The organism is Streptomyces sp. WMMC1477 (genome assembly GCF_027460245.1).
GTDB lineage: Bacteria > Actinomycetota > Actinomycetes > Streptomycetales > Streptomycetaceae > Streptomyces.
This window is the reverse complement of record NZ_JAPZBD010000003.1, coordinates 5,375,179-5,396,977: the sequence shown is the minus strand read 5'-3', so window position 1 is coordinate 5,396,977 and position 21,799 is coordinate 5,375,179. Positions and strand designations below refer to the sequence as shown.

The 21,799-nt window shown below is 74.4% G+C and carries 17 protein-coding genes; 9 read left to right on the top strand and 8 right to left on the bottom strand.

Translation table 11 applies throughout. The annotated features are described in order from the left end of the window. Window positions 1–195: 195 nt before the first annotated feature. Together O7609_RS23610 and O7609_RS23605 are read left to right on the top strand one after the other, a co-directional pair. The gene (locus O7609_RS23610) at window positions 196–690 is read left to right on the top strand and encodes a DUF6643 family protein (RefSeq protein ID WP_269744213.1); all 495 of its coding nucleotides are present in this window, start codon (window positions 196–198) and stop codon (window positions 688–690) included. Between the two features lie 59 nt (window positions 691–749). Then, complete coding sequence (locus O7609_RS23605; RefSeq protein WP_269744212.1) at window positions 750–1,577, top strand: MOSC domain-containing protein; 828 nt, start codon at window positions 750–752, stop codon at window positions 1,575–1,577. A 71-nt stretch (window positions 1,578–1,648) separates the two neighbouring features. On the opposite strand, the gene O7609_RS23600 is transcribed toward O7609_RS23605, so the two are convergent. Further along, window positions 1,649–2,098, bottom strand: coding sequence for a Crp/Fnr family transcriptional regulator (locus O7609_RS23600; RefSeq protein ID WP_269734983.1), 450 nt, complete (start codon window positions 2,096–2,098; stop codon window positions 1,649–1,651). A gap of 155 nt (window positions 2,099–2,253) precedes the next feature. On the opposite strand from O7609_RS23600, the gene O7609_RS23595 reads away from it, so the two are divergent. Then, window positions 2,254–4,641, top strand: a complete 2,388-nt coding sequence (locus O7609_RS23595) for a phosphoketolase family protein (RefSeq protein WP_269744211.1) — start codon at window positions 2,254–2,256, stop codon at window positions 4,639–4,641. A 57-nt stretch (window positions 4,642–4,698) separates the two neighbouring features. Here O7609_RS23595 and O7609_RS23590 read toward each other — a convergent pair whose 3' ends face one another. Both O7609_RS23590 and O7609_RS23585 read right to left on the bottom strand, forming a co-directional pair. Further along, complete coding sequence (locus tag O7609_RS23590) at window positions 4,699–6,075, bottom strand: family 2B encapsulin nanocompartment shell protein (RefSeq protein WP_269734985.1); 1,377 nt, start codon at window positions 6,073–6,075, stop codon at window positions 4,699–4,701. 49 nt (window positions 6,076–6,124) lie between these two features. Continuing rightward, window positions 6,125–7,546, bottom strand: coding sequence for a family 2B encapsulin nanocompartment shell protein (locus tag O7609_RS23585; RefSeq protein WP_443072209.1), 1,422 nt, complete (start codon window positions 7,544–7,546; stop codon window positions 6,125–6,127). 477 nt (window positions 7,547–8,023) lie between these two features. Between O7609_RS23585 and O7609_RS23580 the strand changes: the two genes are divergently transcribed. Further along, window positions 8,024–10,483 (top strand): right-handed parallel beta-helix repeat-containing protein, encoded by a 2,460-nt coding sequence (locus O7609_RS23580; protein WP_269744210.1) that lies wholly within the window; start codon window positions 8,024–8,026, stop codon window positions 10,481–10,483. A gap of 60 nt (window positions 10,484–10,543) precedes the next feature. Here O7609_RS23580 and O7609_RS23575 read toward each other — a convergent pair whose 3' ends face one another. Continuing rightward, window positions 10,544–13,033 carry a hypothetical protein gene (locus O7609_RS23575; protein WP_443072208.1) on the bottom strand — a complete coding sequence of 830 codons (2,490 nt, stop codon included), beginning with the start codon at window positions 13,031–13,033 and terminating at the stop codon, window positions 10,544–10,546. 219 nt (window positions 13,034–13,252) lie between these two features. Then, window positions 13,253–14,416: a PLP-dependent cysteine synthase family protein gene (locus tag O7609_RS23570; RefSeq protein WP_269744399.1), complete on the bottom strand. Its 1,164-nt coding sequence runs from the start codon at window positions 14,414–14,416 to the stop codon at window positions 13,253–13,255. Window positions 14,417–14,536: 120 nt separating this feature from the next. On the opposite strand from O7609_RS23570, the gene O7609_RS23565 reads away from it, so the two are divergent. The 3 genes from O7609_RS23565 (at window position 14,537) to O7609_RS23555 (ending at window position 16,435) form a co-directional block, all read left to right on the top strand. Beyond that, window positions 14,537–14,908, top strand: a complete 372-nt coding sequence (locus tag O7609_RS23565) for a hypothetical protein (protein ID WP_269734987.1) — start codon at window positions 14,537–14,539, stop codon at window positions 14,906–14,908. Window positions 14,909–15,018: 110 nt separating this feature from the next. Further along, a complete protein-coding gene (locus O7609_RS23560) occupies window positions 15,019–15,567 on the top strand; it encodes an ATP-binding protein (RefSeq protein WP_269744209.1) in 549 nt (182 codons plus the stop codon). Between the two features lie 85 nt (window positions 15,568–15,652). Further along, window positions 15,653–16,435 carry an alpha/beta fold hydrolase gene (locus tag O7609_RS23555; RefSeq protein ID WP_269734989.1) on the top strand — a complete coding sequence of 261 codons (783 nt, stop codon included), beginning with the start codon at window positions 15,653–15,655 and terminating at the stop codon, window positions 16,433–16,435. On the opposite strand, the gene O7609_RS23550 is transcribed toward O7609_RS23555, so the two are convergent. Beyond that, window positions 16,401–16,940 (bottom strand): GNAT family N-acetyltransferase, encoded by a 540-nt coding sequence (locus O7609_RS23550; RefSeq protein WP_269734990.1) that lies wholly within the window; start codon window positions 16,938–16,940, stop codon window positions 16,401–16,403. The genes O7609_RS23555 and O7609_RS23550 overlap by 35 nt on opposite strands. Then, window positions 16,940–18,172 (bottom strand): ROK family protein, encoded by a 1,233-nt coding sequence (locus tag O7609_RS23545; protein WP_443072207.1) that lies wholly within the window; start codon window positions 18,170–18,172, stop codon window positions 16,940–16,942. Before O7609_RS23545 ends, O7609_RS23550 begins: the two co-directional genes overlap by 1 nt. Before the next feature lie 175 nt (window positions 18,173–18,347). On the opposite strand from O7609_RS23545, the gene O7609_RS23540 reads away from it, so the two are divergent. Next, window positions 18,348–18,857 (top strand): DUF4442 domain-containing protein, encoded by a 510-nt coding sequence (locus tag O7609_RS23540; RefSeq protein WP_269734992.1) that lies wholly within the window; start codon window positions 18,348–18,350, stop codon window positions 18,855–18,857. A gap of 69 nt (window positions 18,858–18,926) precedes the next feature. Here O7609_RS23540 and O7609_RS23535 read toward each other — a convergent pair whose 3' ends face one another. Next, window positions 18,927–20,099, bottom strand: a complete 1,173-nt coding sequence (locus O7609_RS23535) for a geranylgeranyl reductase family protein (RefSeq protein WP_269737139.1) — start codon at window positions 20,097–20,099, stop codon at window positions 18,927–18,929. Between the two features lie 233 nt (window positions 20,100–20,332). Here O7609_RS23535 and O7609_RS23530 point away from each other — a divergent pair, with 233 nt between their 5' ends. Next, a complete protein-coding gene (locus O7609_RS23530) occupies window positions 20,333–21,790 on the top strand; it encodes a dipeptidase (RefSeq protein WP_443072205.1) in 1,458 nt (485 codons plus the stop codon). Window positions 21,791–21,799 lie beyond the last annotated feature (9 nt).

Sequence of the window (21,799 nt, the reverse complement as noted above, 5' to 3'; positions counted from 1 at the left end):
GTCGCGGGTCCCCACGGCACGCCGCGCCCGGCGTTTCCCGTGCCGGGAAGGCCCGCTTCACAACATCTCAACGAGGCAAATTGACCGGTTTGTTGGGTTTCGCTCGCATGTAGCAGGGCCCGTCACGGACGGCGCTCGAAAAGTCCCCCTTACCAGGCTCCTCACAGGGCACATCTTCGGCTTAACTTATGGAGCATGACCTCCCCCGGCAGCGCCTACGGCGGTGGCTACTACGGTGCGCCCGCCTTTGCTGACACCCCGATCTACGACAGCCTCGTGGCCGAGCGGGGCACCCCGCAGATAGCCCCCATCAGGGTGCCCGCCGCCTACGACACCGGCGGCAACCTCCCCGCCCTGCCCGCGGCCCGGCCCGCGCTCACGGCAGGGCCCGGCCCACAGCCCGTCCCGCCTCGCGGCTACGCCTACCCACAGCAGCCCGCGCCGCAGCCCGCCCCCGTTCAGCAGGCACCCGCGCCGTACGTGCCGCAGCAGAACACCGGGGAGCGGGGGTACGGCTACCCCGGCCCACAGCCGGGGCATGCCGCGCCTGCCCCGGCTCCGGCCCAGCCGTACGCGCAGCAGCCGCAGATGCGGCCGGTCGCCCCCCGGCCCGCCGCGCCCCGGCAGATGCCGGCGCCGGGCCTGTACAGCGACCCGTACGGGCGGCAGCACCCCAGCCCCGGCTACTGAGGCCGCCCGCCCCCACCTGACGCTCCCGCTCGTCCGGGGCGACTGGCAGGATGGCGGGCATGCCGACGCCGACACTCGCAGCGCTGCACGTCTACCCGGTGAAGTCGTTCACCGGCACGGCCCTGGACGAGGCCGTCGTCGAACCGTGGGGGCTGGCGGGCGACCGCCGCTGGATGGCGGTCGGCCGCGAGGGACGCCAGCTCACCCAGCGGGACGCCCCGGGCCTGGCCCTCGCCACGGCGCGCCTGCGGGCGGACGGCGGCGTGGTGCTGGCCGCCCCCGGCATGCCGGAGCTCGCGGTGGACGCACCCGGGCCGGCCGGAGCGGTGACCCGGGTACGGGTCTTCGGCTCGGCGGTTCGGGCCCGTTCGGCGGCGCCGGCGGCGGACGCCTGGCTGTCGCGCTGTCTGGGGGAGCCCGCGCGGCTGGTGTGGATGGGGGAGCCGGAACGGGACCGCCCCGTCGACCCGGAGTTCGGCGCCCCGGGGGACACGGTCAGTTTCGCCGACGGGTACCCGCTGCTGCTCACCACCGTCGCCTCGCTGGACGCGCTGAACTCACTGATCGCCCAGGGGGACCACGCGGACGAGGGGCCGCTGCCGATGAGCCGCTTCCGTCCCAACCTGGTCGTGCGGGGCACCACGCCGTGGGCCGAGGACGGCTGGAAGCGGATCAGCGTCGGCGAGGTCGGCTTCCGGGTGGCCAGGCCGTGCGGCCGGTGCGTGGTCACAACGACGGACCAGCGGACCGCAGAGCGCGGCAAGGAGCCGCTGCGCACCCTGGCCCGCCACCGCCGCTTCGGGGACCTCCTGGCGTTCGGGCAGAACCTGATCCCCGAGAACCCGGGCCGCGTACGCAGCGGAGACGAGCTGCGGGTCCTCGGCTGACGCCGGTCCGCCGGGCACGGCGAGGGCGGCAGGCGTCCGGTGGGCCCGGCCGGGCGCCTCACCGCCGGAGGTCAGCCGAGGCCTCCGTGGGCGAAGGTCTCGATGAGACGGCTCCGGGAGCGCTGGAGGCGCTCCGAGATGACCTCGCCGACGGCCAGCGCCATCGCGTAGCCCAGTTCGTGGTCCTCCTCGCACAGGCGCCGGACCTCGGCCGCGTCGAACTCCAGGGCGCGCACGGGGCTGCCCGACTCGGCCCCCATGTGCCAGGTGTAGGGGCGGTAGAGCCAGGACCAGCCGAGCAGCTCCCCGTGGCCCACCGTCTCCACGGGCTGCGGGCGCCGGCCCGGGATGTGCTGGTCGAGGGTGACCGAACCGGTGTGGATGATCCAGAACCGGTCGGCCCTGGCGCCCTCTTCGAAGATCCGCACACCGGCCGGGAAGGACACCGGCCGGCCGAGTGCGCGGAGGCGTTCGCTCAGCTCCCGGGGCAGGGAACCGAGCAGTCCGGTCATGGTCCTCATCGCCGCTCCTCCTCGCGTCACCGGCCAGGTGCGATCCGCCGGACCCCCGGTCGGCACACGCTGCGAGATGCGGCGGACGCCGGAGTGTGAGCGGCGCGAGCGCGGAAACCCGCCCTCGGGGAAGGCCGAGACGCGCACCCTGGCCGGAGGGGCCCATGACGAACTCCCATCGTCTCACCGAACGTGCTTGCGAGCAGCTCGATGCGCACTGGCGCGCAGCGAACTTCCTGGCGGCCGGGCAGCTGTACCTGACCGGCAATCCCCTGCTCCACGAGGAGCTGCGCCCCGAGCACGTGAAGCCCAGGCTGCTGGGCCACTGGGGCACGTGTCCGGGGCTCACCCTCGTCTACACCCACCTCAACCGCCTCATCACCGAGCGTGAGCGGCCGACGCTGTGCGTCTGGGGCCCCGGGCACGGCGCACCCGGCGTGCTGGCCGGCGCCTGGCTGGACGGCTCGCTCGGCGAGCGGGACCCCGACCTCGCCCGGGACGCGGCGGGCATGGCCGAGCTGTTCGGCCGGTTCTCCCGTCCCGGCGGCCTGGGCAGCCATACCGGGCCCGAGGTGCCCGGCTCCCTCCAGGAGGGCGGCGAGCTCGGGCACTGCCTCTCCCACGCCTACGGTGCCGCGTTCGACCACCCGGACCTGCTCGCGGTCTGCGTCATCGGCGACGGCGAGGCCGAGACCGGGCCGCTGGCCACGGCGTGGCACGGGAACAAGTTCCTGGATCCCGTGCACGACGGTGCGGTGCTGCCGATCCTGCATCTGAACGGGTACAAGATCGCCGGACCGACGGTGCTGGCCCGCGTCCCGGAGGCGGAGCTCGCCGAGCTGCTGCGCGGCTACGGCCACGAGCCGCTCTTCGTGACGGCGGGCCCCGACAGCGACCCGCTCGCCGTGCACCGGGAGCTGGCCGCCGCCCTGGACCACGCGGCGGACCGGATCGACGCCGCCCAGCGCGCGGCCCGCGGCGGGGGGAGCGCCGCCCGGCCGCGGTGGCCGATGATCGTCCTGCGCACCCCCAAGGGCTGGACGGGGCCGTACACCGTGGACGGTGTGCGGATCGAGGACACCTGGCGGGCCCACCAGATCCCGCTCTCCTCGGTCCGCGAGGACCGGGACCACCGGCGCCGGCTCGAGCGGTGGCTGCGCTCCTACCGGCCACTGGAACTCTTCGCGCCGGACGGCGGTCCCCGGCCCGAGGTGCTCGCCTGCGTGCCGCCCGGGGATCTGCGGCTGGGCACGAACCCGCACGCCGACGGCGGCCGCCTGCGGCGCTCGCTCCCCCTGCCCGAACTCGCGGCGTTCAGCGTGCCGGGCGAGGGCCGCGGCGCGACCCGGCACGAGCCGACGCGGGTGCTCGGCGGACTGCTGCGGCGCGTGCTGGCCGCCTCCGCCGAGAGGCGCGACTTCAGGGTCTTCTCACCCGACGAGCTGGACTCCAACCGGCTCGACGCGGTCTACGCCGCCACCCCGCGGGCCTGGCAGGGGGAGAGCCGCCCGGGCGACGAGCATCTGGGACCGCACGGCCGGATCATGGAAGTGCTGTCGGAGCACATGTGCCAGGGGTGGCTGGAGGGCTATCTGCTCACCGGGCGCCACGGGGTGCTGGCCAGCTACGAGGCGTTCGCCGGAATCGTGGCCGACATGGCGACCCAGTTCGCGAAGTGGCTCCAGAACGCGCGCGCGGTCGCCTGGCGCATGCCGGTGTCGGGGCTCACGTATCTGCTCACCTCGCACGTCTGGCGGCAGGACCACAACGGGTTCTCCCACCAGGACCCCGGCTTCGTCGACCACCTGCTGACCAAGAGCCCCGAGGTGGTACGCGTCTACCTCCCGCCGGACGCGAACACCCTCCTGTGCGTCGCGGAGCAGGTGCTCTCCAGCACCGATGTCGTGAACGTCGTCGTCGCGGGCAAGCAGCCGTGCTTCGACTGGCTGGACCCGGCGGAGGCACGGGCGCACTGCGACCGGGGCGTGGGCGTGTGGGAGTGGGCCGGCACGGAGGACGGCACGCGGGAGCCGGACGTCGTCCTGGCCTGCGCGGGGGACGTGCCGACCGAGGAGGCGCTCGCCGCGGCGTCCCTGCTGCGCGACCGGCTGCCCGGGCTCGCCGTGCGGCTGGTCAACGTCGTCGACCTGACACGGCTGATCCCGGCGGACCGGCATCCGCACGGCATGACCGAGCGGGAGTTCCAGGCCGTCTTCACCGGCTCCCGCCCCGTCGTCTTCGCCCATCACGGCTATCCGTGGCTGATCCACCGGATCAGCCACGGGCGGGCCGCGCACGATCGCTTCCATGTCCACGGCTACCGGGAGTCCGGAGCGACGACCACGCCGTTCGACATGGTGGTGCGCAACGGGCTGGACCGGTACCGCCTGATGATGGACGTGATCGACCGGATTCCCGGGCTCGCCGCGCGGGCCTGCGGGGTGCGGCAGGACATGGCCGATGTCCGCAACCGCCACCGGGCCTGGGTGCGCGAGCACGGGACGGATCTGCCCGAGGTGTCGGAGTGGCGCTGGCCGGAGCCCGGAGCCTGAGCGGAAGGGGCGTGGTGGCCCCGGCCGTGCTGCCGGGACCACCACACGTTCGGATGCCTACAACTGCACGTCCTCCAGGATGCCGAGGGCGTCGGGGACCAGGACGGCGGCCGAGAAGTAGGCGCTGACCAGGTAGGAGATGATCGCCTTCTCGTCGACGCCCATGAACCGGGCGTTGAGGCTGGGTTCCAGTTCGTCGGGGATGCCCGCCTGGTGCAGGCCGACGACGCCCTGGTTCTCCTGCCCGACCCGCATGGCGAGGACCGAGCTGGTGTTGGCGGGGCTGATGGGGATCTTGTTGCAGGGCAGCAGCGGGATGCCGCGCCAGGCGCGCACCGTGCTCCCGTCCACCTCCGTCTGCGCCGGGTAGATTCCCCGCGCGCTGCACTCCTGGCCGATCGCCGCGATGGTGCGGGGGTGGGCCAGGAGGAACTGCGTCTTGCGGCGCCGGGAGATCAGGTCGTCCAGGTCCTCGGGCGTGGGCGGCCCGGAGCGGGTGTGCAGACGCTGACGGGGATCGGCGTTGTGCAGCAGCCCGAACTCGCGGTTGTTGACGATCTCGTGTTCCTGGCGCTCGCGCAGGGCCTGGACCGTGAGCCGCAGTTGCTCCTCGACCTGGTTCATCGGCTCGTTGTAGAGGTCGGCGACGCGGCTGTGGACCCGCAGCACCGTCTGTGCCACGCTCAGCTCGTACTCGCGCGGCGCGATCTCGTAGTCCACGAAGGTGCCCGGCAGATCCGGCTCCCCCTGGTGGCCCGAGGCCAGGGCGATGTCGGCCTCACCCCGCTTGTTCTGCCGGGGGATCGCCGGCCGCGAGCTGCCGGCCAGGTGCTCGCGCAGGGCTTCGGAGTTCTCCGCGACGCGGCGGACCTCGGCCAGGGGCAGCACCAGCACGGTGCAGCGGGTGAGGGCGTGCAGCGTGTGGCCCCAGGTGCCGGGCTCACCGCTCAGCGCCTCGTCACCCGCCCACTCTCCGTCGGCCAGGCGGCCGAGGTCGGTCTCGTCGTCGTAGGCGCCCGCGGCCCGCTTGCCGATCTTGCCGTGGACGATGAGGAGCACCTCGTCGACCGGCCGGCCCTCTTCGGCGAGGAGCTCCCCCGGGCCGTACTCGCGCTGGACGCAGCGGTCGGCCAGAGCGGAGAGTTCGTCGCTGCCCTCGAAGCCCTGCAGGGCGGGGAGTTCGGTCAGCTCCGCCGGGACGACGCGGGCCTCGGTACCGGTGACGAGGAACTCCACGCGGCCGTTGCCGAGGGTGTGGCACAGGCGCCGGTTCACCCTGAAGGTGCCGGCGGACACCTGGACCCAGGGCAGGATCTTCAGCAGCCAGCGCGAGGAGATGCCCTGCATCTGCGGGGGCGTCTTCGTCGTCGTCGCCAGCTGCCGGGCCGCACCGGTGGCGAGACTCGTGAGTTCCGTCGTGTGGGGTGTCGTCATGTCGCGTCAGCCTTCGTTCGCGGGCGGTGGGGTGTCGAGCCGGAGCACATCAGTTGCCCACTTCCACGTCCTGAAGAATTCCCAGGGCGTCCGGAACGAGTACCGCGGCGGAGAAATATGCGCTGACGAGATACGAGATAACGGCCTTCTCGTTGATTCCCATGAATCGCGCGGAAAGGCTCGGCTGAATTTCGTCGGGAATTCCGGCGCGATGCAGCCCCACGACGCCCTGGGCCTTCTCCCCCGTGCGCATGGCCAGAATGGAGCTGCTGCCCTGCGCCGTCACCGGGATCTTGTTGCAGGGCAGGACGGGCACCCCGCGCCAGGCGGGCACCTGGTGCCCCTGGACGTCCAAGGTCGAGGGGTAGATCCCGCGGCGACTGCACTCCCGGCCGAAGGCAGCGATGGCCTTGGGGTGCGCGAGGATGACGCTCGGGTCCTTCCACACGGTGGCGAGGAGTTCGTCCATGTCGTCCGGGGTGGGCGGACCGGTGCGGGTGTGCACGCGCTGGCTGAGGTCGGCGTTGTGCAGGAGGCCGAAGTCCCGGTTGTTGACCATCTCGTGCTCCTGGCGCTCGCGCAGGGCCTCGACGGTCAGCCGGATCTGCTCTTCGACCTGGTTCATGGGCTCGTTGTAGAGGTCGGCGACGCGGCTGTGGACCCGCAGCACCGTCTGCGCCACGCTCAGCTCGTACTCGCGCGGCGCGACGTCGTAGTCCACGAAGGTGCCCGGCAGATCCGGCTCCCCCTCGTGGCCGGCGGCGAGCTCGATCGCCTTCTCCCCCTCGGTGTTGCGCTGCCCGGGGACGGCGCTGCGGAAGGCGGCGAGGTGTTCGCGCAGGTCGGAGGAGCGCTCGGCGGCCTGCGCCAGGGCGTCCCCGGGCAGCAGGAGGACCGTGCCGCTGGTGACGGACCGCAGTGTGACGTCCCAGGTGCCCGGGGACTGGGCGGCCACCTCGCGGGAGCCGGCGTGGCCGCCGTCGGCCAGCAGGCCGAGGGCGGACGCCTCGTCGTAGAGGCCCGCGCCGAGCTTGCGCAGCTTGCCGTGGGCGATGAGCACGATGTGCTCGACGGGGGTGCCCGCCTCCACGATGACCTCGTCGGGACCGAAGTCGCGCTGCACGCAGCGGTCGGCGAGGTGGGCCAGCACCTCCGGGTCGGAGAAGCCGCGCAGCGGTGGTAGCTCGCGCAGTTCCCCGGGGATGACGCGGACCTCGCTGCCGGTGCTGGTGAACTCCACCCGGCCGTCCCCGAGGGTGTGCGTCAGGCGGCGGTTGACCCGGAAGGTGCCGCCGGAGACCTGGACCCAGGGCAGGACGCGCAACAGCCACCGCGAGGTGATGCCCTGCATCTGCGGCGGCGTCTTCGTCGTCGTCGCCAGCTGCCGCGCCGCGGCCGTGGCGAGGCTGAGCCGCGTGTCGGAGCCGTTGTTGCCGGAACGCGTCTCGATCGGATCGACCGAAGTCGTCACGCAGGACACCACCTATCAATACCCATGAATGTGAGCGCGGGCGATCTTCCGCCCGCCGTGCGCGATGAAACTAACCAGCCGGGAAGGAGCGCGGCAATCACTCAAAAGAATCGCGGTCGGCGTGAATACGGATCTGGTGAACCGGGTATCGCCTCACACCAATCCGACGCATATCCACCGTCCGTGACCGGGAAACCCCCGGCGGTGACGTGCTGTGACGTTCGGCCCAACACCACCCGGATCCCCGCTGGTTGCACGGGGGGCGCATGCGGCGCATGCCAGGGCGCTCGCCCAGGCGCCCGATGACGCCACCGGTGCCCGGCCGGGCGGTGTCTGTCCAGGGGGAACGCGTGTCGGGCACACCGCGGTTACACGCTACGGTGGTGCCCCGCCGCCCGCGTCGGCGGACCCTGCGCCGCTCCCCCGTGGGCGACGCGCTCTCGCACGCATCGCACGAGGTTTGGGGCACGACGGTCCATGGCTCACGGCTCGGTCCAGGTGACGTACACCAGCACGTCGCGGTGGCGGCGCCGCACCGGGGACTTCTCCTCGCTGGCGGCCGCGCTCGACGTCGCGGGCGACGGAGACGTGGTGACGGTCGCTCCCGGCACCTACCGCGAGAACCTGGTCATCGAACACGCCATCACCCTGCGCGGCCCCGAGCGGGCCGGCGCCGGTTCGGTGCGTATCAGCCCGCCCGACGGCGTGCCGCTGACCCTCCGGGCCCCCGCCGACGTCCGGGACCTCCAGATCGAGGGGCAGGACCAGTCGGCGCCCGCCCTGCTCGTGGAGGAGGGGGCCGGAGGCACCCCCGAACTGACCGCGCTGCGTGTGGTGACGCGCTCGGCCAGCGGTATCGAGGTGCGCGGCGGCGCGCGTCCCACCGTGCGGCGCTGCGTCGTGGACAACCCGGCGGGCGTCGGCATCGCCCTGTCCGGGGCCGCGGGCGGGCTGTTCGAGGAGTGCGAGATCGTGGCGGCCGGGCAGGCCGGTTTCGACATACGCGGGGCCGCCCACCCCCGGCTCGACCGCTGCCGGGTGCACCACACCGGCGGGGCGGGGCTCGCGCTCAGCGGTGAGAACACCGCCGTGGAGGCCGTGGGCTGCGAGTTCTACGAGGTGCGCGGCAGCGGGGTGCACGTCACGGCGCGGGCCCTGGGCCAGTTGACGGACTGCCACGTGCACCGCACGACGTCCGACGGCCTGACGCTGGACACCGACGCCGTCCTCATCCTCACCGACTGCGACATCCACGACATCCCGGAGAACGCCGTCGATCTGCGGTCCCGTTCGGTGCTGACGCTCGTCCGCTCGTCGGTGCGCCGCTTCGGCCGCAACGGGCTGTCGGTGTGGGACCCGGGAACCCGCGTGGACGCGAACCACTGCGAGATCCACGAGAGCACCGGCGACTACCCCGCGGTCTGGGTCAGCGACGGCGCGTCGGCCGTCCTGGAGGCCTGCCGCGTGCACACCGTTCCCGACGCGCTGTTCGTGCTCGACCGCGGTTCGCGCGCCGACGTGGTCGACAGCGATCTGACGCAGGTGCGCGGCACCGCCGTGTCGGTCAGCGACGGCGCCACCGTGGAGCTGGACGACTGCCGCATCCGGGAGGCGTCCACCGGGGCGTGGTTCCGCGACCACGGCAGCGGCGGGACGCTCGCCGGCTGCACGATCGACGGCGCGGCCACCGGTGTCATCGTGACCAAGGGCGCCGACCCCGTCCTCGACCACTGCACGGTCACGAGCCCCTCCGAGGCCGGCTTCTACGTCTCCGCCGAGGGCCGTGGCACGTTCACGCGGTGCCGCGTGACCGGCTCGCGCGGCTACGGGTTCCACATCATCGACGGCTGCCGGACGACGCTGAGCCGCTGCCGTACCGAGCGCTGCGCACGCGGCGGCTACGAGTTCGCCGAGGACGGCCCGCGGGCCGAGGAGTGCACCAGCGACGAGACGGCCGCCGCGGCCGGACCGGAGCCCGCGCGGACGGAGGCCGGAGGCGGGGTGGGCCTGCTCACGCCCGTGCCACTGCCCGCCCCCGCGCTCACGGCGGGCACGCCGACGGCCGCGGCCCCGGGGGCGGCGACGGGCACGGCCACCGCGGAGGACGCACCGCCGCGGCCCGCGGCCCGCCCGGCCGCGGAGGTGCTGGCCGAACTCGACGCCCTCGTCGGGCTGGAGAGCGTCAAGCGCGAGGTGCGGGCGCTGACCGACATGATCGAGGTCGGCCGCCGGCGGCAGCGCGCGGGGCTCAAGGCGGCCTCGGTCCGCCGCCACCTGGTGTTCACCGGCTCGCCGGGGACGGGCAAGACCACCGTGGCCCGGCTCTACGGCGAGATCCTGCACGCCCTGGAGGTCCTCGAACGCGGTCACCTCGTGGAGGTCTCCCGCGTCGACCTCGTGGGCGAGCACATCGGCTCCACGGCCCAGCGCACCCAGGAGGCGTTCCAACGGGCCCGGGGCGGCGTGCTGTTCATCGACGAGGCGTACGCCCTCTCCCCCGAGGACGCCGGGCGGGACTTCGGCCGCGAGGCCATCGACACCCTGGTCAAGCTGATGGAGGACCACCGCGACGAGGTCGTGGTGATCGTCGCCGGGTACACGGCGGAGATGGAGCGCTTCCTGGCCGTCAACCCCGGTGTGGCCTCGCGCTTCTCCCGGACCATCGCGTTCGGGGACTACACGGCCGACGAACTGCTGCACATCGTCGAGCAGCAGGCCGACGAGCACGAGTACCACCTCGGCGACGGCACGGCGGAGGCCCTCCTGAAGTACTTCGAGAACGTGCCGCGCGGCCCGTCCTTCGGCAACGGCCGCACCGCCCGGCAGACCTTCGAGGCGATGGTCGAGCGGCACGCGGGCCGGGTGGCGGGGCTGCCGGACCCCAGCACGGAGGAGCTGACGCTGCTGTACGCCGAGGACCTGCCGGCCCTGCCCTGACCGCCGGGACCGCCCGGGCCGCACCGGCGTTCCCGGCGCGTGGGCGCGGAGGGGACGGGTTCATGGCCGGTCCTCCTCGGACGGCGGCTCCCCGCCCCCGGAACGGCCCTCGGGCGGGCTCTCCCCGGCCGCCTCGCGGCGGGCCTCGCGCCCGGCGTCCTCCGCCACCGGCCCGGGTGCCGTCCGGGCCCGGGGCGGGCGAGGGGCCCCGGGAGACGTGCGGCAGGCCGGGCGGCGCCGGGTGCCGAGCCGGGCGAGGAGCTCCGCCCGCTCGTCGGCGAAGCAGGGATCCAGGTGGTAGTCGCTGTGCCCCAGGACCGGGGCGAGCAGCGGGTCGTGCAGCGTCCGCCCGAAGCTCCGCGGGTCCGGCAGGGGACCGCGGTCGACGTCGGCCACCTTGACCGGCCCGCCGATCGGGTCCGTCAGCCGCCACAGGTTGCGCCAGTGGTCGACCTGCCCGGCGAGCGACCGGAGGGGTGCGGGACCGAAGGAGTCGGGGAACCAGCGCCCGTAGAGCCGCTCCAGCGGTGAGCCGTAGGTCAGCAGGGCGACGCGGCTGCGGGTTTCCGGGTCGAGCTGCCACACGGCCGCAGCCGCCAGCACGCTGCCCTGCGAGTGCCCGGAGATGACGAGCCGGCCCCCCGTCAGTTCGGTCCAGGTGCGCATCCGCCACGTGAGGTCGGGAACCGCCCGCTCGGCGTAGCAGGGCGGGGCGAAGGGGTGCGACGCGCGCGGCCAGAACGTTCCGACGTCCCACAGGATGCCGACGGTGCGGCGGGCTCCGGCATCGGTGTAGGCGCGGCGGCCGGTGGTGAGGAGCAGCAGGACGAGCCCGCCCATCAGCCAGGAGCCCACGCCCTGGGCCAGGTCGGCGGTCGCGGCCAGCGGCGGCGGCGCGCCCTCCAGGGCCCGTTGCGGGACGTCGCCGCTCACCAGGGCGCCGGCGACCGCCGCCGCGCCGAGCAGAGCGGTGAGGGAGGCGACCGTTCCGACGAGGACGGGGCCCTGGTCGGTGACGCCGGCGCGGGCGACGGCGGCGGCGATGCGGGCGCTGCGGCGTGGCAGCCGGGCGGTGTCCTCGTCGGGGTATCCCCGGGCGACGTCCGGGACCAGCCGTCGTCCCAGCCGCCACACCCGGGCCGCGCAGACGGCGGCGAAGACGGCCACGGCGAGGACGACGACGGGGATGACGGCGGCCTGCCACGTCAGCACGACCGGCGGGCCGGCGATCTCGGCGCCCGGCCGGTCCGCGGACGAGCCGGGGCCGAGCGCCTCGGCCACCCGCTGGGCGACACCGCCGCTCATCAACTCCCCCAGGGCGCAGGCCAGGAGGGCGACCGCCGGCCCGCCCAGGCCGTGCAGGGCGCTGCGCCGCCCGGCCGGTGCCCGCCGGTGCAGCACGAGGGCGGTGGCGGCGAGGGCGAGGACGAGTGCGCCCTGCACGACGGTGGAGGCGCCGAAGTACCCGGTGCCGGGGAGCTGGGCGCTGGCCCGCCAGCCGGTCCGGTCCCAGCCGGTGTGCACGGCCGTCAGCCCGAGCAGGGCCAGAGCGGCCCAGGGCAGCAGCCGCGCGCAGAGCGTCTCGATCCGGTCGTCGGTGCGGCGTTCGCTCCGGCCGCGCCGGACCACCACCGCGCCCACGGCGGCCCAGCCCGTCGCGCACAGCGCGGCCAGCACGAGCCCCGTCGTCCGCAGCACCCCGCCGTGTCCGGCGTCGTGCTGGGCCGCGGCCGCCTGCAGGGCGGTGGCGACCGTGAGCAGGGACGCGGCGGTGTGGGCCGCGCGCAGGCGGGCCACGAGGCGGCGGCCGTACCAGAAGCCCGGAAGGCTCAGCGGTTGCCGTCCGTCCTGCTCCCGCGCGGCCTGGGCGGCCGCCGCCGGTGCGTCGGCGGCGGGTGGGGTGACCGACTCGTACTCCCCCCAGGTGCGGCGGGAGAGCCACCACAGCAGCGCGGTGACGGCGAGGGGCACGACGGCGGCGACGACCAGGCGGCGGCCCGGCAGGCTCCACCAGCCGCCGTCGCTCTCGGCGAGGAACGCCAGCCAGGAGGCGCCGTCCGCGCAGCCCGCCGAGCCGGCGCACTGCCAGGCCACGAGATCGAGGGCGACTTCGCAGGCCGCAGCGGTGAGCAGCACCGTCAGGGAGAGCGCGGTGAGCCGGACGAGCACGGAGTAGAGGCGGTGCGCCGGGTGACCGCGGGGCGCCGCGGGGCGCATCCAGTGCGCCAGGTTGACGATCATGAACGGCAGCAGGACCAGCCACAGGGCGCGGGCCCCGTCACCCGAGGTGAGACCCGACCAGCAGTAGGCCTCCCGGACCGGGCGGCCACCGTGCCCGCGGCGGCGCTCGGCCTCGGCGTCCTCGGCCCGGCGGTGGATTCCGGCCGTGTCGTCGCCGGTGACCCGCACCGTGCGCGGGTCTTCCAGCATGCGCTCGGGCGTGGCCCCGCCGACCCCGTGCACCAGCAGTTCCAGTGACGGGCCGACAGGTGCTCCGGCCTGGTGCCGGGGCAGCGAGCCCGGTGTGCGCATGTGCGGTACGTCAGCCATCGTCGGTCCCCCCGGGGTGCCGGTGTCGCCGTCCCAGCATCGGACCGCCGGGCCCGCCGGACCAGCCCCGCGCGGTGAATGCGGGACGAAATCGTCGTCCTCGCCGGTGAGGTGGTGGTGTCGGAGCACAATCTGTCGGAGAGGCGACCCGCCGTCATCCACCGGCTCCGCCCGGCGCGTCGCGCGGGTGGGCGCGGCCGGGCGGAGGGGCCGGAGCGTTCAGACGGTCTGCGGTGGCCGGGGCCAGCGTCCCGTGGCGAGGAAGGCGGTGAGCGCCTCGTGGTACGGCGTGATGTCCAGGCCCTGTTCGGCCAGCCAGACGTCGGAGTAGTACTTGTCCAGGTAGCGCTCGCCTGGGTCGCAGATGAGGGTGACGACGGAGCCGCGCTCGCCGGTGGCGACCATCTCGGCGACGATCTTCAGCGCGCTCCACAGCCCGGTGCCGGTCGAGCCGCCGGCCCGGCGTCCCACGTGGCTCTCCAGCAGGCGGACGGCGGCGACGCTGGCCGCGTCGGGCACCTTCATCATCCGGTCGATGGCCCCGGGCACGAAGCTGGGTTCCATGCGAGGGCGTCCGATGCCCTCGATCCGGGACCCGCAGGTGCTGGCCGCCTCCGGGTCGCCGTGCACCCAGCCGTCGAAGAAGCAGGAGTTCTCCGGGTCGGGAACGCAGATGCGGGTGTCGTACTGCATGTAGCGCACGTAGCGCCCGATGGTGGCGGAGGTGCCGCCGGTTCCGGCCGCCGCGACGATCCAGGCGGGCTCGGGGTAACGCTCCAGCCTCAGCTGGTGGTAGACGGACTCGGCGATGTTGTTGTTGCCCCGCCAGTCCGTCGCGCGTTCGGCGTAGGTGAACTGGTCCATGTAGTGGCCGCCGGACTCGGCCGCGAGCCGGGCCGAGACCTCGTAGACGGTCTGCGGGTCGTCCACGAGGTGGCAGCGGCCTCCCTGGAACTCGATGAGCCGGGTCTTCTCCCGGCTGGTCGAGCGGGGCATGACGGCGATGAACGGGACGCCGATCAGCGAAGCGAAATAGGCCTCGGAGACGGCGGTCGAGCCGCTGGAGGCCTCGATGACGGGCTTGCCAGGGCGAATCCAGCCGTTGCACAGCCCGTAGAGGAAGAGCGAGCGGGCGAGCCGGTGCTTCAGACTGCCGGTGGGGTGCGTCGACTCGTCCTTGAGGTAGAGGTCGATGCCCCAGGCCTCGGGCAGGGGGAAGCGCAGGAGATGCGTGTCGGCACTGCGGTTGGCGTCGGCCTGCACCCTGCGGACGGCGTCCTTCAGCCAGGCCCGGTAGCCGGGGTCGCTGCGGTCCACGTCCACGGTGTCCGCCGGCCCGGCGGAGGGCGGCGCCGCCGCGGCGGCGGAGGCGGTTCGGGGCACGTTCTCGCTGTTCACGGGTGCGATGATATGCGGCCTCTGGCGGGGCCCGGGGACGCCCGGGCACACTGCGTGGAGGAGAGCGGCCGCCGACGGGCGGCCGCGCGGCGGAGGCGGTGCGCGATGACCGATCCCGAGTTCGAGGCCGAGGGAGTACCGGTGCGTCGGCTGCTGCGCTCGCTCACCCGGGCGGGCCGGGTGGTGGTGCACTCGGGCCGGCTGGCCCTGCTCACCAGCTACGGCCGGGAGTTCGACGGCGCTCCCGTGACGCGGGCACGGCTGCTGCGCCCCTGGGCACCGCTGCGGCGTGCGGGCAGCCGGCGCACGGTGCTGGTGCTCGGCGGCACCCGGTACGTTCTGCGCCTCTCCCCCGGGGAGCGCGAACGGCTGTCCGCGGCCCTCGGTGACGCCCGGGAGCGGGCGGCGAAGATCGCCTCGGATCGACGCATCGTGCACCCTTGGACACCACCCGATTTGCGCAACCATGTGAGCTGAATCACGCTGGTAAGTCGTCGGGTCCGTAGCGGCAGCGTCTCCTCGGCCCTCCCGCGGCCCGACGCGTCCACCGCCACGCACGTCGCCCCCGGCCCCAGGGAGTCGCAGCCGTGATCAGTCACCCCGCCCCCAGCAGGCACTGCGCGGTCGAGTTCCAGGCCCTGCCTTCGCGCATCGGTCAGGTCCGCCGCATCGTCTCCGCCCAGCTTCGCTACTGGCACCTGCCCCACCTCGTCGACACCGCCGCGCTCGGCGTCACCGAGCTGCTGGCCAACGTGCACCGGCATACCGGCGCCGACAAGCAGTGCACCGTCGAAATCGTCCTGCTGTGGGACCGGTTGACGGTCTCCGTGCGTGATCACGACCCGCGGCTGCCGGAGATCCGGTCGGCGGGGTCGTCGGCCACCAGCGGACGCGGGCTGGCGCTCGTCGCCGCGGTGAGCGAGAGCTGGGGCATGCGGGCCCAGCAGGGCGGGGAGGGCAAGGTCGTCTGGTTCACGCTGCCCGCTCCGCCGCCGCGACGGTGCCTGGGCGGGGCCGGCCGGGCCGTCCGCCCGGCCCCCGCGCCCGAGGTTTCGGCCACGGCCGCCGAGGCCCTCGGGGCCGACGTGGGCACCCCGGCCACCGCACCCGACCGGGTGAGCGCGGTACCCGGATGACGCAGCCGTGCCCCGGACCGTGACGGCCCGGAGCGGCGGGGTGGTCGGCGGCTCGCCGCACGGTGACAGGGCGTAACATCGCGCCATGGTCAACGAGGCGATACTCAGCGGGGTCCGGACGGCGTATCTGGACGAGGGCGCGGGGGAACCACTGGTCCTCGTGCACGGGCACCCCTTCGACCACACGCTGTGGGCCGCCCAGACGGCGCAGTTCGCGTCCGCCGGGTATCGCGTCATCGCCCCCGACCTCCGCGGCTACGGGGCCAGCGAGGTCATCCCCGGGGTGGCCCCGCTGTCCGACTTCGCCACGGACGTCGCCCTGCTGCTGAACCGCCTGCGGGTGGAGCGGGCCACCCTGGCCGGGGTGTCGATGGGCGGTCAGATCGCCCTGGAGTTCTTCCGTCTCTTCGCCGACCGCGTCTCCCGCCTCGTCCTGTGCGACACCGCGCCCCATCCCGAGACGGAGGCGGGCCGGGCCGGGCGGCGGCAGCTCGCCGAGCGGCTCCTGCGGGAGGGCATGGGGGGCTATACGGAGGAGGTCATCGACCGGATGGTGGCCCCGCGGCACGTCGCGGCCTCCCGGCGGGTACGGGCGATGATGCTCGCCACCTCGCCCCAGGGTGCCGCGGCCGCCCTGCGCGGTCGCGCCGAACGCCCGGACTACACGCCCGTGCTGGCGCGCGTCCGGGTTCCGACGCTGGTGGTCGTCGGGCGGGAGGACACCTACACGCCCGTGGCGGACGCGGAGTTCCTGCACGAACACATCGCCGGCTCCCGGCTCGCCGTCATCGATGACGCCGCCCACCTGCCGATGGTGGAGCGGCCCGAGGAGTTCAACCGGGTGCTGGGGGACTTCCTGCGGAACTGAGGCGCGCGGCCCGGCTCATGCACAGCCGCGGCCAGCGGTCGAGGCCCAGCTCCGCCTCCCTGGCCCTGATCGCGCGCAGCCCGGGCGTCAGTTCGCCCTCGGCCAGGGGGGCGAAGCCGATGCGGGCGTAGTACGGGGCGTTCCACGGCACGTCGCGGAACGTGGTCAGGGTGAGGGACGCTCCCCCGCCCTCGGCCGCGGCCCTGTCGATCAGCAGCCGGCCGATGCCCTGGCGGGCCGCCCGCGGATGCACGGACACCTGCTCGATGTGGGTGCGGCCGTCGACGGGCTCGGCGAGCAGGTAGGCCACGGGCTCCGGGGAGCCCCCGGGCTCCTCGGCCACCCACAGGCGGCCCGCGGCCCGGTAGCCCTCCAGCTCCTCGAGTGTGGGCGGGGCGTGGTCGGCGACCCCGGCCATGCCCACGGCGCGGAAGAGATCGCCGGCGGCACGTTCGATCTCCTGGCAGCGGCGCAGGTCGCCGGACCCGCCCGGGCGCAGTCGCATCACGCCTCCTGCAGCAGCAGCGGATCGTCCAGGACGGGCTGCCAGGCCATCTCCGCCGCTCCGACCAGGGAGTTGTGGTCCAGGGTGCAGGCCAGCACGGGCACCGCGCCGCTGCGGCCCCACAGGCTGCGTTCGGCGACGACGGCGCGCAGCCGCTCCTCGTCGGCCCGCAGCAGCTCACGGTGGAGGCCGCCCAGGATGATGCGGTCGGGGTTGAGGATGTTGACGAGCCCGGCCAGCCCCAGCCCCAGCCGGTCGATCAGCCGGTGCACCGCCTCGCGTACCGCCGGGTCGCCGGGGTGTGCGGCGCGCAGCAGGTCCCTGGCCTGGTCCAGGAGGGAGACCTCGGGCCCCGCCTCGCGCCCCGCGGCCTCCAGGAGCGCCAGCGGGTCCGTCTCCACGTCCAGGCAGCCGCGGCCCCCGCAGTGGCACGGGCGGCCCTGCGGATCCACCGTCAGATGCCCGACTTCCAGGGCCAGTCCGGAGCTGCCCGTGTGCAGCCGGCCGTCCAGTACCAGGGCCCCGCCCACACCGCGGTGGCCGGTCGCCACGCACAGGAGGTGCTGGGCGCCTCTCCCTGCGCCGTGCCGGTGTTCGGCGAGCGCGCCGAGGTTGACGTCGTTGGCCGCGTGCCCGACGGCGACGCTGCCGGGCACGGGCCCGCTGATCCCCGCCTCGGCGAGGCACTGGCTGAAGACGGCCCGCACCGGGGCGCCGGGCGGCCAGGGGACGTGCAGCGGGTTGAGCGCGGTGCCCTCGGGTTCCGCGACGGCGGAGGGCACCGCGAGCCCGGCCCCCACGCAGCGGCGCCCGGTCCGGCGCAGCAGCCCGACGCCTTCCTCCACCACCTCGCGCAGCACGTGGACCGGGTCGGCGTCGATGTCACCGCAGCCGGGCGCGGTGGCGACGACGGTGCCGCCGAGGGAGACGAGGGCGGCGCGGAAGCCGTCGGCGTGCACCTGGGCGGCCAGCACCACCGGGCCGTTCGGTTCGACGGCGAGCCGGTGCGAGGGGCGGCCCTGGGACCCGGCCGCCGATCCGGCGGGGCGGGAGTCGACCGTGATGAGGCCGAGCCCCTGGAGGTCCGCGGCGACGGCGCCCGCCGTGGCCCTGGTGACGCCCAACTCGGCGGTGAGTACGGCACGGGTGGGGGCCCGGCCGGTGTGGACGAGCTGGAGCGCGGGGCCCAGCACGCTGCGCCCCCGGTCCGGACGGGTTCGGTTGTGGATCACGGTATCCATTCTGACTTTGTCAGAACCATAAACAAAGGCGGGGGTGGCGGCTACCGACCAGACGAGGGTGCGTGACGCCACCGCACCCAGGCGCCCCGCCGGCGGGGATGTGACCTTCACCCCCACCGGCACCACACACACTACCGATGAGTAACAAGGCTGTTAGCCTGACCGCATGGCACGACGACTGAGTGCGGCCACACTGCGCCGCGGCATGAACCTGTGGCCGCCGTTCCTCTTCGCCGGCATCCGGGTCCTGCACCTCGCCGACGACTGGAGCAGCGCCCGGGTGCGCCTGCGGCTCGGCCGCTTCAACCGGAACTACTTCGGCACCCACTTCGGCGGCTCGCTCTTCTCGATGACTGACCCGTTCTGGGCCCTGATGGTCGTCTCGGCGCTGGGCCGGGACTACATCGTCTGGGACAAGGCGAGCGAGATCGACTTCGTCGCGCCCGGCCGCGGCGACGTCTTCGCCGACTTCGTCCTCGACCCCGGGCGGCTGGCCGAGATCAAGGCCGCCACGGCCGACGGCGCCAAGGCCCTCCCCTGGTTCACCTGCACGGTCACCGCGGAGGACGGCAGCACGGTGGCCGAGGTCCGCAAGCAGCTCTACGTCCGCCGCAAGCCCGCCCGGCGGGAGGCCGGCAGCGACGGCGTACGACCGCCGGCCCCTGCCCGGCGCTGACCGCCGCGCCCGGGTCGCGCTGCTCCGGGGCCACCGCGGCCCGGGCGCGTGGACGGCGGACCGGCGGACTCAGGGTGTGCGGTCCAGAGCCGTCAGGGCGCGACGGGCCAGCGGATGGGTGCGGATCATCTCGGCGAGCGTCGTCGAGCCGCGCGTGATCCCGGCGAACGTGTTCCAGGCCGGCCGGAACCCCGTCAGCGTCGCGTGCAGCAGCCCGGGGCGGCGGGAGAACGCCTGGTGCATCCGGCGTCCCACCCCCATCTCGACGCCGAGCCCCGACTTGATCGCGAAGGCGTAGTTCAGCGCCTGGCGCCGCGCGTCGACCGCGTCCGCCGCCTCCGCGATGCGCACCGCCCACTCCCCCGCCAGCCGGCCGGACCGCAGGGCGTAGGAGATGCCCTCGCGCGTCCAGGGCTCCAGCAGCCCGGCGGCGTCCCCGCACACGAGCACCCGGCCCCGGGTCAGCGGGGAGTCGTCGGCCCGGCAGCGGGTCAGGTGCCCGGAGGAGACCTCGGGCTCGAAACCGGCCAGCCCGAGCCGGGCGATGAAGTCCTCCAGGTAGCGCTTGGTCGCCGCACCCTCGCCGCGGGCCGAGATGACGCCGACGGTGAGGGTGTCGCCCTTGGGGAACACCCAGCCGTACGAGCCGGGCAGGGGGCCCCAGTCGATGAGGACGCGCCCGGCCCAGTCCTCGGCGACGGTGGCCGGCACCGGGATCTCCGCTTCCAGGCCCAGGTCGACCTGGTCCATCTTCACCCCGACGTGGCCGCCTATGCGGCTGGCGCTGCCGTCCGCGCCGACCACGGCCCGGGCCAGCACCGTCTCCCCGCCGGAGAGGACGAGCGCGACCGTGCGCCGGTCGGGGACCGCGGGACCGTGCTGCTCCACGCGGGTGACGGTGACCCCGGTCCGCAGCTCGGCGCCCGCCTTCTGCGCCGCCTCGACGAGCGCCTGGTCGAACTCCGGCCTGTTCACCAGCCCGAAGAGCATCCGGCGCGAGCGCCGCGTCCGGGCGAAGCGGCCGTCGAGGGAGAACGTCACGGCGTGCACCCGGTCCTGGAGGGGCAGTTCGACGCCGGGCGGCAGCGCGTCGCGCGACGGCCCGATGATGCCGCCGCCGCACGTCTTGTAGCGCGGCAGTTCCGCCTTCTCCAGCAACAGCACGCGACGGCCCGTCACGGCCGCCGCGTGGGCGGCCGAGGCGCCCGCCGGACCGGCGCCGACGACGACCACGTCCCACACGGGGGCCGCCTCCCGCTCGTCACTCCCGCTGGCGTCGGTTGCCCTGGGCGTGTTCTCGCTGCTCACGATCTCTTCTGCTCCCGCTCGACCGACCGGCCAGGAAGCGCCTGGCCCCTGCGGCATCCTACGGCCAGCGATCACGGCGAGGTGCTATGGGAGGATCACCGTACCGCCGGATGTGCGGCGATCCCGCGCTCCGGCTCCCACCCGGTACCCCAGGAGGAGCATCCCGCATGGCGCACGAGACGGCGCACGACCCCGCGCACGACGCCACCGCACCGGCCGACGGGCACGCCACCGGCCCGGCAGACGTCATCGCACCCGGCGCCGTCGCCGCCACCGTGGCCGCGCTGCTGCCGCGGGCCCGCGAGGAGCTCACGGAGCTGGTGCGCTTCCAGTCCGTGGCCGACCCGGAGCAGTTCCCCGTCAGCGAGTGCCACGGCGCCGCCCGCTGGATCGCGGACGCCCTGCGCGACGAGGGGTTCACCGAAGTGGCCGAGCTGGAGACGCCCGACGGCACCCGCTCGGTCTACGGGCTCCTGCCCGGCCCGGCCGGCGCGCCCACCGTGTTGCTCTACGCCCACTACGACGTCCAGCCGCCGCTGGATACCGCCGACTGGGACTCGCCCCCGTTCGAGCTGACCGAGCGGGACGGCCGCTGGTACGGCCGGGGCACCGCCGACTGCAAGGGCGGCTTCGTCCTGCATCTGCTCGCGCTGCGGGCTCTGCGGGAGCACGGCGGGATCCCGGTCACCGTCAAGATGATCGTGGAGGGTTCGGAGGAGCAGGGCACCGGCGGGCTGGAGCGCTACGCGGAGGCCCACCCGGAGCTGCTGGCGGCCGACGCGATCGTCGTCGGGGACTCGGGGAACTTCCGGGCCGGCCAGCCCACGGTCACCAGCGTGCTGCGCGGCATGACGCTGCTGCGCGTGCGGGTGGACACGCTTGAGGGCAACCTGCACTCGGGGCAGTTCGGCGGTGCCGCGCCGGACGCGCTGGGCGCCCTCATCCGCGTGCTGGACTCCCTGCGGGCCGAGGACGGCTCGACGTCCGTGGACGGGCTCGCGGCCGACGCCGTGTGGGAGGGCCTGCAGTACCCCGAGGAGGACTTCCGCCGGGACGCCCGGGTGCTCGACGGCGTCGGGCTGATCGGTTCCGGCACGGTATCCGACCGGCTGTGGGCCCGCCCGGCGGTCACCGTGCTGGGCATCGACTGCCCGCCGGTCGTCGGCGCCACGCCCTCGGTGCAGGCGAGCGCCCGCGCCGTGGTGAGCCTGCGCATCCCGCCGGGTACGGACGCCGTGGAGGCGAACCGGCTGCTCGCCGCGCACCTGCGCAAGCGGGCGCCGTGGGGCGCCCGGGTGAGCGTGGAGCAGGTCGGCGAGGGCCAGCCCTTCAGCGCCGACACCGCCAGCCCCGCCTACGCGGCCATGCGCGAGGCGATGGCCGAGGCGTACGACGGCGCCGAGATGGCTGTGGCGGGCATGGGCGGCTCCATCCCGCTGTGCAACACGCTCGCAGCGCTCTACCCCGGGGCGGAGATCCTCCTGACCGGGCTGAGTGAGCCGGAGGCGCAGATCCACGCCGTGAACGAGAGCGTGTCACCCGACGAACTGCGCCGCATGTCCGTGGTAGAGGCGCTCTTCCTGCGCAAGTACGCCGAGCGCCACGGGGGCCCGTCCGCCGGCTGAGCCGTGCCC

Bases quoted from the DNA above. Each gene is read 5' to 3' on its own strand.
- O7609_RS23610 (WP_269744213.1), top strand. From the start codon at position 196: ATGACCTCCCCCGGCAGCGCCTACGGCGGTGGCTACTACGGTGCGCCC.
- O7609_RS23605 (WP_269744212.1), top strand. From the start codon at position 750: ATGCCGACGCCGACACTCGCAGCGCTGCACGTCTACCCGGTGAAGTCG.
- O7609_RS23600 (WP_269734983.1), bottom strand. From the start codon at position 2,098: ATGAGGACCATGACCGGACTGCTCGGTTCCCTGCCCCGGGAGCTGAGC.
- O7609_RS23595 (WP_269744211.1), top strand. From the start codon at position 2,254: ATGACGAACTCCCATCGTCTCACCGAACGTGCTTGCGAGCAGCTCGAT.
- O7609_RS23590 (WP_269734985.1), bottom strand. From the start codon at position 6,075: ATGACGACACCCCACACGACGGAACTCACGAGTCTCGCCACCGGTGCG.
- O7609_RS23580 (WP_269744210.1), top strand. From the start codon at position 8,024: ATGGCTCACGGCTCGGTCCAGGTGACGTACACCAGCACGTCGCGGTGG.
- O7609_RS23575 (WP_443072208.1), bottom strand. From the start codon at position 13,033: ATGGCTGACGTACCGCACATGCGCACACCGGGCTCGCTGCCCCGGCAC.
- O7609_RS23565 (WP_269734987.1), top strand. From the start codon at position 14,537: ATGACCGATCCCGAGTTCGAGGCCGAGGGAGTACCGGTGCGTCGGCTG.
- O7609_RS23555 (WP_269734989.1), top strand. From the start codon at position 15,653: ATGGTCAACGAGGCGATACTCAGCGGGGTCCGGACGGCGTATCTGGAC.
- O7609_RS23550 (WP_269734990.1), bottom strand. From the start codon at position 16,940: ATGCGACTGCGCCCGGGCGGGTCCGGCGACCTGCGCCGCTGCCAGGAG.
- O7609_RS23540 (WP_269734992.1), top strand. From the start codon at position 18,348: ATGGCACGACGACTGAGTGCGGCCACACTGCGCCGCGGCATGAACCTG.
- O7609_RS23530 (WP_443072205.1), top strand. From the start codon at position 20,333: ATGGCGCACGAGACGGCGCACGACCCCGCGCACGACGCCACCGCACCG.